8 protein-coding genes are annotated in these 8150 nt (G+C 63.1%); 7 read left to right on the top strand and 1 reads right to left on the bottom strand.

All coding sequences use genetic code 11. The features are described from left to right. The first annotated feature begins 552 nt into the window (after positions 1–552). The 7 genes from M9890_14930 to M9890_14900 all read left to right on the top strand — a co-directional run bounded on the left by M9890_14930 (position 553) and on the right by M9890_14900 (position 7887). The gene (locus tag M9890_14930) at positions 553–1839 is read left to right on the top strand and encodes a hypothetical protein (GenBank protein ID MCO5178247.1); all 1287 of its coding nucleotides are present in this window, start codon (positions 553–555) and stop codon (positions 1837–1839) included. Between the two features lie 78 nt (positions 1840–1917). Then, positions 1918–2685, top strand: coding sequence for a hypothetical protein (locus M9890_14925; GenBank protein MCO5178246.1), 768 nt, complete (start codon positions 1918–1920; stop codon positions 2683–2685). Next, positions 2685–3278 (top strand): sigma-70 family RNA polymerase sigma factor, encoded by a 594-nt coding sequence (locus tag M9890_14920; GenBank protein ID MCO5178245.1) that lies wholly within the window; start codon positions 2685–2687, stop codon positions 3276–3278. Before M9890_14925 ends, M9890_14920 begins: the two co-directional genes overlap by 1 nt. Beyond that, positions 3272–4732: a hypothetical protein gene (locus tag M9890_14915; GenBank protein ID MCO5178244.1), complete on the top strand. Its 1461-nt coding sequence runs from the start codon at positions 3272–3274 to the stop codon at positions 4730–4732. The genes M9890_14920 and M9890_14915 overlap by 7 nt, the downstream gene beginning before the upstream one ends. A gap of 65 nt (positions 4733–4797) precedes the next feature. Further along, positions 4798–5052: a hypothetical protein gene (locus M9890_14910; protein ID MCO5178243.1), complete on the top strand. Its 255-nt coding sequence runs from the start codon at positions 4798–4800 to the stop codon at positions 5050–5052. A 197-nt stretch (positions 5053–5249) separates the two neighbouring features. Then, the gene (locus tag M9890_14905) at positions 5250–6869 is read left to right on the top strand and encodes a thiamine pyrophosphate-binding protein (protein ID MCO5178242.1); all 1620 of its coding nucleotides are present in this window, start codon (positions 5250–5252) and stop codon (positions 6867–6869) included. A gap of 115 nt (positions 6870–6984) precedes the next feature. After that, positions 6985–7887, top strand: a complete 903-nt coding sequence (locus M9890_14900) for a GNAT family N-acetyltransferase (protein ID MCO5178241.1) — start codon at positions 6985–6987, stop codon at positions 7885–7887. 1 nt (position 7888) lies between these two features. On the opposite strand, the gene M9890_14895 is transcribed toward M9890_14900, so the two are convergent. Continuing rightward, a partial coding sequence (locus M9890_14895; GenBank protein MCO5178240.1) for an SOS response-associated peptidase occupies positions 7889–8150 on the bottom strand: 262 nt, incomplete at its 5' end.

Here is an 8150-nt window from a genome sequence, read left to right as displayed (position 1 = left end):
GTCAGGCAGGATACGCGACCCGCCAACCCTCATACGCGCGCACGATCGCACATGGCTGCGCCAACGTGGTTCGAAATGTCAAGAGACAGGGCAGGTTGCCGACCCAGCAGTGCGTCATTGCCGACAATGGCGAGCAGTTGTGTCCGACAGCCATCCTCGCATCCTGTCATTTCGAGCGCGCACGCGAGAAATCTCCCATACGTCGGGCTCAGTCAAATGTGTGGGAGATCTCTCACTGCGGTTCGAAATGACAGGAGACAGGGCAGGCTGCCAATCGGACACCTTGACACTGACAACGTACTCAATAGTCGAGCACAGTGAATCTGTCGCGTGAGCGGGCCGCCGGCGGGACTGGCTATCAATCTGAACGGCCCGGCTATGTGAAATTTACAGTCCCGTCAGATTGCCTCTTGACGATTTGGTCAGAATGCGTTTGTATGAGGACAAGACCACAGATGTGGGCACTGACCAGGTATGCAGATCTTTTCGGATCGGCATTGAGCGCTTCTCACATCTGACACGTTGGCACCCGACAGAGTGGATCGTGCAGGTATGCGAACATACCTCAAGATGCTAATGGCGATAGTTGCCGTTATGGCGTTTGCGCTATGGTACAAGCCGACCACCGCAAGCGCCGATGGTGGCTTGCGCCTGTCGGGTGTCGAGATCACAGTCGACGGCGACATCTCCGTCGCAGTCGATGGCGTCGTTGATCTGACGGTCGATCCCACTGCAACTGACACGTCAATCCTCAATGCCGATGTACAGCTGGTCGAGCCGGCGGCTGATACAGTCGGCACTGCCACCGAGCCGCTCACGCCCGTGCTTGAAGAAGTGACCAAGCCACTTGAGCCAGTCGTTGACGAAGTTACCAAGCCACTTGAGCCGGTGCTAACTCCAATCAATGAGCAGGTCATCGCACCGGTAACCGAGGTTGTCACCGACGTCACCGCGCCGCTCGAAGAGAAGCTTCAACCAGTCAACGAGGTGCTCGATCCAGTCCTTGAGCAGGTTGCCCCGGTTCTTGAGGTCGTCACTGACGTCACCGCGCCGGTCACTGACACGCTTGCGCCGCTACAGCCGGTGCTGGAGCCAGTCGGGGGACTGCTCGACACAGGTGTCCCCGTTGGGGATGATGTCGTCGATCCCATTCTGGAACCTGTCGATCCACAGCCGACCACTGATCCTGGTGTGAATCGCACAGTTCCGGAAACGCCAATTGTGGATGCGCCAGCTCCAGGTTCAAGCGACCAGGTCGATGTCGCACCGGTGCCGCCGCCTGCGAACGCTGAGACGCCGATCGCGCCAGCGCCAGTCGTGCCGGTCACAGGCGATCAGACAGTGATCAGCCCTGCGCCGGTCGCTCCACAGGTCAGCGATGTTCCAGCGCAGACGCCATCCAGCGTACTGCCGCACGAGCAGCCGATCGTGGTTCTGCCGGCCCATGGCACGACCGTTGCTGCCGATTCGGAGACGCGCGTCGCCACCCCGGCACAGCCCGCAGCGAAGCAGGGTCCGACCGTTGAGCAGCCAGCGAATCTGTATGTTCCACAGGTAACTACTACCGCACCCATTGTCCCATCTTCGGCGGCTACGGCGGATCGCCTGCCGGGTGAGCAGGGCACTACGCCCGCGCCGAATCAGACGACGATCCCAGTCGCACCGACCGCCGCGTCCGGCACGTCCTCGGGCGCAGCCGCGTCGGGTTCTGGTGGATCTGCCGCCATTCTGGGCGTTCTCCTGGTCGCCGCAATCATTCTTGGGCGCGCCCTGCGTCACGAATGGATTCAACGCATTCCTTCAAGTATCACCCTCGCAGTTCCAGTCCCTCCAGGCTGAACTCGTCCATTTCCCAATTGGACGAACGCAGCCTACGTGTGTCCGTAAACATCGCGACACACGAGAAGGGACGAGAACATGCGTCAGCTTCTCTGCACCCTCTGCCTTGTTGCCGTTGTGGGCATTATCGCCCTCACTGGTGATAGCGCACAGGCAAGTGCAAGCACACCCGTACATACCGTCGCACCGGCCGCTGCCATCGCGGCACCATCGATGCTCGATCGGTGGGCATTCCTCAGCCTGGTCATCTCGGTGGGAGCGCTCGGCATTGCGCTGAGTGGCGCGTCGCGGCGTCTTGAGCTGCGCCCGGTCCTGGGGATGGCCAGCGAGCATGCTCAGCGGCTTGTTCAGCAGACTGTTCGCGCGGCAGCAACCAGCGTCGTCAGCATGACCGCGACCAAGCCCACGACACCATCGGTGCCGGCGGCAGTTCCGGCGACCACCGACACGGCAGCGCTCGAAGCGCTCATGGAATCGATCGGTGCGCGCTATCTCAACGACTTGCAATCGATCCACGGCGTCATCGAGCAGTCGTGGGCAACCGAAGTCGCCGGTCGCGACGAACGTATCCAGGTGCTCATGCGCCAGATCGAGATGCTTGAGCACGAGCGCGACATCCTTGCGGAGAAAGTCTGCGATCTGGAACAGTCCCGATCCGACTCGACAGCGACGCTCAAGGCGGCGCGCGATGATCTGGAACGTCGTCTCGCCAAGCTCGATCAACAGATCGCTCATAGCGAAACTCCCGGCCCATCACCTGTGATTTCGGCGCAATCCACGCCGAAACGACGGAGCGGCGGAAGCTCGCGACCCTCACGCGGTCAGCGGGCGAAAGGGGGCCGCTAATGGTTGCTGCCATTTCGCCGCGCCTCAATCGCGCGATCGCGACAGTTCCTGTGGATGCGTCGGATGCGGCGCTGGTTGCGCTTGCGCAGACGGGCTCCCGCGCCGCATTCGACCTGCTGGTCGAGCGGCACTACCCTGCGATCCATCGCTACTTGTTGCGGCGGTGCTCCAGCAGTGATCTCGCCGACGATCTGGTGCAGGAGACGTTCCTCGACGCCTGGCGCGACCTCGATCACCTGCACGACGGCGATGCCATCCGTCAGTGGCTGTACCGCATCGCGCGCAACAACCTGATGCCGACCTGGCGGCAGCGCCGGGTTGATTCAATGGACGATCTCGTTGAGCGCGGCGCTGTGTCTTCCGCTTCGCTCCGCAACGCTGACCACGCTGAAGATTGCGTCGTGCGGGAGGATGTCGTTCATGCACTCAACCGCCTGAGCGGGTCCGCTTGTGAAGCGCTAGTCCTGCACACAGTCATCGGCATGTCGAGTGAGGAAGTCGGAGTGCACCTCGGCATCTCTCGGGAAGCTGCCAAGAAGCGGATCGGGCGCGCCAAGGCCGACTTTCGAAAGGAGTATGTGCCGGTATGGTGATCGCAGCGACTCCGATGCACTGGCAAGGCGGCGCTCCGCTGCTGGACTTCGATGGCGCACTGGAGCGCGCGAGCAAGCGATATCGCGCTCGCTTGCAGGCGGCGTGCGCCGAGCTTGCCGGTCGGCAAGAGATGCATCGACCCGTCCGACCCGCGCATGTCCGGCTGGTCGGGGAGCTCGCCGACAGTGGCTTCCGTGACCGGCAGTGGCTCGTCGAGCGCGACGGGCAGTTCATCCAGCTCACCGAGCTGCTGTACCGCGTCGTCGAGCACGCAGACGGCGAACGGAGCCTGGATGATCTGGCGACGATCGTCGCTGAGCAAACCGGCCGACCGGTCAGCGGCGGCAACATCGCGACGCTGATCGAGCGCACGCTCGGTCCGGCCGGTCTACTGGTCGAAGGGACAACTACCGAGCAAAGTGCACAGCTGCTACCGCGGCAGGACCCGCTGGCAGTTCGTATGCGCCTGCGCATGCTCGGCCCGCGGGTGATCGATCCGGTCGCGCGGCTGCTGCGCTGGCTCTACTGGCCGCCGCTGATGGTGGCAATGCTGGTGATGGTCGGGCTCGGGCATCTCTGGCTGTATGCCGACCACGGCGTCCGGCAGGACTGGCTGATGCAGGTGCTTGTCGAGCCGCACAAAGTGATGCTGCTGTTCGGCATCATCGCCGTCGGGGGCATGATCCACGAGCTGGGGCATGCGGCGGCATTACGTTACGGTGGCGGGCAGGTACGCAGTATCGGTGTCGGCTGGTACCTGTTCTATCCGGTGTTCTACACCGACGTCACCGACTCCTACCGGCTGGGACGCTGGGCCAAGGTACGAACCGACCTGGGTGGGTTCTACTTCCACTTGCTCTTCACGTTCGGGCTGATCATCGGCTATCAGTTCAGCGGCATTGATCTGCTGCTCATCGGGGCAGTTGCGATCAACATCGAGGTCGTGCGACAGAGTCTCCCGTTCCTCCGACTCGATGGCTACTGGACGCTGACCGACCTGACCGGCGTCCCGGATCTCGTCTCCCAGATCGGCCCGTTTGTGCGCTCGCTGGTTCCGGCCTCGATCTTGCCCGGCCCGCGATTGCCGCGTCTTCGTCGCTGGGTTGCGGTCGTCTTTGCGACCTACATCGTCGTCACGATCCCGCTGATGGCGACGATGCTGATCGCCTTCCTCCGCACCATGCCCGCAACGGTTGAGATGATGAAACAGGCCGGCCAACAGCAGGCTCATATCCTGCTGCTGGCCCTGCGCGCAGATCTGCCACTGGTGGCGCTCACCTCGCTCTTCCATCTCGGCATGCTCGGGCTGATCGGCTTCGGGATGACGATGATGCTTGCCAACGTCGCGCGTTTGGTCCTACGCATGGTACGAGCCGGAATTGTCTCCGGCGCGGGATGGGTCGCACGAAGAGTTCTGAATTCAATGTCCCCAATCGAGGGGTACGCGCACTAAGGGTTGCAACACGGAGCGATGCGACAGGGTATCGCCCGATCCGGGAAGCAGAAAGGTTCACGACGATGACGATGAACGAGCTGACCTTTGCAGAACTCGAATCCGAATCTCTGGTGGAGCTGCCGGAGCGACAGTTGATGACCGGTATCAATCTCGGCCTTGGCGTGTTCGTCGCGGTCGATCTGGACCTCGGCATCAACATCGGTGGCGGCGACTGCGGCGGCGGCGCAACGGCCGTTCCAGACTGCGATCCGGCACCGGTCACACCGGTTCAGGAGACCCCATGCGACTCCTGGAGCGCACGCGCCTGGCATCGCTAGCTCACGAGGGCACTGACCGTCTCCACGGTTCCCATCCCTCCCAGGTCCCCGGGCTTCTGTCCGGGGACCGATTCTATTTCCAACTGGTTCTCTCGCTTGCATTGTCAGACTGACGCGACCCGCCTATCATCGGCGGAGTAGCCCAGATTACTACGCATCCAGAATTGTCTCTGGCAACATGGCAGGAGAACTCAGCAATGGTGGAACTCACTGGTGGCGAGGCGATCGTCGCGTCGTTGATTGAAAACGGCGTCGATACGGTCTTCGGCCTCCCCGGCGTCCAGATGGACAACCTCTTCGACGCCTTTCACGGGCGGCAGGATGACATCCGCGTCATCCACACGCGCCACGAACAGACGACAGCATACATGGCGTACGGGTACTCCCTGACGGCGGGCAAGGTCGGGGTGTGCGTTGTCGTCCCCGGGCCCGGTCTGCTGAATGCCGCCGGTGCACTCTCCACTGCCTGGGCGTGCAACGCGCCGGTCCTCGTGATTGCCGGACAGATCTGGGAGCATCAGTACGGCAAGAACATCGGTGCGCTCCATGAAATCCCGGATCAGCGCGGCATGATCGAACACCTGATGAAGTCGGCGACCTTCATCGAAAGGCCGGAAGACGTACCGGCTGTCGTTCAGGAAGCATTCCGCCAGCTTCAGACTGGTCGCCCTCGCCCAGTGGAAATCGAGATGACGCCGGACATGATGGGCCGCACTGGCGACGTCACACTGCTCGGCGCAGCCAAACTGGATGCTCTGCCGGAGATCGACGACGATGCGCTCGACCGTGCGGCGAAGATCCTCGGCGAAGCGGAGTATCCGGTTATCTATGTCGGCGGTGGCGCGATCGACGCAGGCGAACCTCTCCGCCAGCTGTCAGAGATGTTGCAGGCTCCGGTGATCCTCACGCCGAGCGCACGCGGCGCGGTCTCCGATCGCGACCCGCTCACGCTGTCGGTTCTGGGTGGACATAAGATCTGGGACAGAGCGGACGCTGTCCTGGCGGTCGGGACGCGCTTCGAGCGCCCGATGACAGACTGGGGCACGACCGGCATGAAGGTCGTGCGGATCGACATCGACGCGTCCGAATTCGGCAAGGTGCAGCAGCCGGACGTCGCGATCATGGGCGACGCGATCGATGGCCTGACGCGGCTGGCGAACGTGGTCGGCAAGCACAATCGCTCACGCGCATCGCGCAGCGAGGAAATTGCCGTGGTTCGCGAGGCTGTGCAGGAGGAGCTGTTCGAGAAGGGCCAGCCGCAAGCGTCGATCTGCGATGTCATCCGCGAGGAGTTGCCGGACGACGGCATCTTCGTCGGCGACATTACGCAGGTTGCTGCCTACGCTGATCTCGGCTTCCCGGTCTATCAGCCGCGCACCTACGTCGGTGCCGGATTCCAGGGCACGCTCGGCTACGGCTATGCGACATCGCTGGGCGCGCAGGTCGGCGCGCCGGGCCGCAAGGTCGTCTCGATCAACGGCGATGGCGGGTTCCTGTACACCCAGCCGGACCTCGCCACCGCCAAGCAGTTCAACATCCCAGTCGTTGCAATCGTCTTCAACGACGGTGCGTTCGGCAACGTCAAGGCGATTCAGCGCACTCGCTATGGCGGACGCGAGATCGCTTCGACGCTGGAAAACCCCGACTTCGTCAAGCTGGCCGACGCATTCGGCGTCGCCGGCTACCGCGCTGAATCGCCCGAACAGCTCCGCGATGTGCTGAAGGATGCCTTCGCGCAGGACGGCCCGGCGCTCATCGACTACCCGACAGCGCCCATGCCGATGGTGCGGATGCTGTCGCGCGGCAACGTGCGGTAGACATCAACTCGCAGCCAGAAGCACGAATCGGGCGGCAGGTTAGCCGCCCGATTCATGCATCACCATGGACACCTATCCTCACGTCGTTTACTCACGCACAGCAAGGATGACGGCGATGAATACGCGCACCTGCTCGGATGCTGACCTGCCGCGCGTGCTCGACCTGCTTCTCGTCTGCGAGCGTGCCGGCTACGTGGATATGGAGTTGCGCTCGACAGAATTGCGCCTGACGCTCACCATTTCCGCATTTGACCGCCAGCGTCACAGCAGGCTAATCGAAGAATCCGGACGGCTCGTCGCGTTCGCGCTGCTCTGGCAGGGTCGCTATCTGGGCATGCTCGTGCATCCCAATACACGCGGGACGCGTGAAAGCCAGATCATCGCGTGGGCCGAGGGGCAGGTCCGCGCTGCCGACATTGATCGACTCATCATTCTCTGCCGCTCCGACGATGACCTGCTCCGGACGATCGTTCAAGCGCACGGCTACGCCATCGGCGGGGAGGAGCTGCGTATGACGCGCCCGCTGGACACGCCACCCCCACAACCCACACTGCCGGACGGCTTCAGGGTACGCACACTGCGTATGCCCGACGAGCTGGATGCCTGGCTGGCACTCTATGAAGAGGCGTTCGGGCGTCGCGAGGCTGCCTTGCGAAAGTGGCACGCGTTCCGTGCGGATCCGGACTACGATCCGCTACTCGACCTCGTCATCGTTGATAGCGACGACCAGATTGCTGCCGCCTGCACCTGCTCGATCGCGCACGCCGAGTTGGCGGCGATCCGACCGCGCGAGGGCCGCACCGAGCCGGTGATGGTCAGCGAGCGCTATCGAGGGCTCGGCCTCGGCCGCGCCGCCGTACTGGCCGGCCTCAGCGCTTTACGTGCACGCGACATCGAAGTCGCAGCGCTCACGACTGAGCCCGACAACCCGATCGCCCACAGGCTGTACGCGTCGCTTGGCTACGAGGTGTCGTATCGGGCGCTCTGGTATCAGCGCCAGCTCGATGACCGCGCCTGACCTACGCTTCGTCACCCTCATCGAGGGGATCAATCAGGTGCTCGTTCTCGTTGCGCGGATTGCCGACGGCGCTATCAACTGGATGCCAGGTCAGCAGATCGTCTGCCGGCGGGTGGAGCAGGTCGCCAGGATCGTCGCCGAGCAGCCACTCGTCCCACCGCTCGCGCGGGACCATCAGCGGCATGCGATCGTGCAATGACTCGGCGGCGGCGTTCGCAGGAGTGGTGATGATCGCGGTGGTCGTGATGCCATCCGGGTCACCC

The organism is Thermomicrobiales bacterium (assembly GCA_023954495.1).
Lineage (GTDB): Bacteria > Chloroflexota > Chloroflexia > Thermomicrobiales > CFX8 > JAMLIA01.
The sequence above is the reverse complement of the archived record's forward strand: the minus strand, read 5'-3'. Positions and strand labels throughout refer to the sequence as shown.